This is a genomic window from Sphingomonas sp. STIS6.2 (assembly GCF_000732685.2).
GTDB classification, from domain to species: Bacteria; Pseudomonadota; Alphaproteobacteria; order Sphingomonadales; family Sphingomonadaceae; genus Sphingomonas; species Sphingomonas aerolata.
In genome coordinates this window covers 1-1,309 of the sequence record NZ_JPDP02000099.1, presented here as the reverse complement: position 1 = coordinate 1,309, position 1,309 = coordinate 1, and the positions used below count along the sequence as shown (strand labels likewise).

1 pseudogene is annotated in these 1,309 nt (G+C 63.7%); it reads right to left on the bottom strand.

Features of this window, described 5'->3' with window-relative positions:
• Window positions 1-1,309, bottom strand: a pseudogene (locus sphst_RS12540) (error-prone DNA polymerase); the annotation flags it as partial.

The following is a 1,309-nucleotide window of genomic DNA, read 5'->3' as shown; positions in this document are numbered from 1 at the left end:
CCTTGCCGCTGCGGCGGCGGAGATAGGGATGGACCATGTCGCCCTCGATCGGTCCGGGGCGGACGATCGCGACCTGCACGACCAGATCATAGAGTTTGCGCGGACGCAGGCGCGGCAGCATGTTGATCTGCGCGCGGCTTTCGACCTGGAACACGCCGATGCTGTCGCCCCTGCACAGCATGTCATAGACACGGTCGTCCTCGGCGACGGCAATCGTGTCGAGCAGGTGATCGCCGTGGCCATGCTCGCGCATCAGGTCGAAGCTCTTGCGGATGCAGGTCAGCATGCCGAGCGCGAGGATATCGACCTTCATCAGCCCCAGCGCGTCGATATCGTCCTTGTCCCATTCGATGAAGGTGCGGTCCGCCATCGCACCGTTGTGGATCGGCACCATTTCGTCGAGCCGTCCCTGCGTCAGCACGAACCCGCCGACATGCTGTGACAGATGCCGCGGGAATTCGAGCAGCCGGTCGACCATCTCGCGAAGCCGCGCGATCTCGGGATTGTCGGGATCGAACCCGGTTTCAGTGAAGCGGCGTTCGTCGAACCGGCTCGAAAAACTGCCCCAGACCGTGCTTGTCAGTTTCTGCGTCACGTCTTCGGTCAGGCCCAGCGCCTTGCCGACCTCGCGCACCGTGCTCTTGGGGCGATAATGGATGACCGTCGCGGCGATCGCCGCGCGGTCGCGACCATAGCGGCGATAGATATACTGCATCACCTCCTCGCGCCGTTCATGCTCAAAATCGACGTCGATATCGGGGGGCTCGTCGCGTTCGCTGGACACGAAGCGCGAGAAGAGCAGGTCGTATTTCATCGGATCGACCGAGGTGACACCGAGCAGATAGCAGACCACCGAATTGGCCGCCGAGCCGCGCCCCTGACACAGGATCGGCGGGTCGCAGCTGCGCGCAAACCGGACGATGTCGGAGACGGTCAGGAAGTAATAGGCGTAGTTCTTCTCGCGGATCAGCGTGAACTCCTCATGGAGCAGCGCCAGCATCCTGTCGGGTACGCGGTCATCATAGCGTTCGAGCGCGGTCTGCCAGACGAGATGTTCGAGCCAGTCCTGCGCCTCCCATCCCGGCGGGACAGGCTCGTGCGGATATTCGTAGCGCAGGTCGTCGAGCGAGAACGCGATCCGCGCCATCAGGCGGGCGCTTTGCCCGACCGCATCGGGACGATCGCGGAACAGCCGCGCCATCTCGTCTGTGTCCTTCAGATGGCGTTCGCCATTGGCGGCGAGCAGGCGACCGGCCTTGTGGATGCTGGTCCCTTCGCGGATGCAGGTGACGATGTCGTGCAGGTCGCG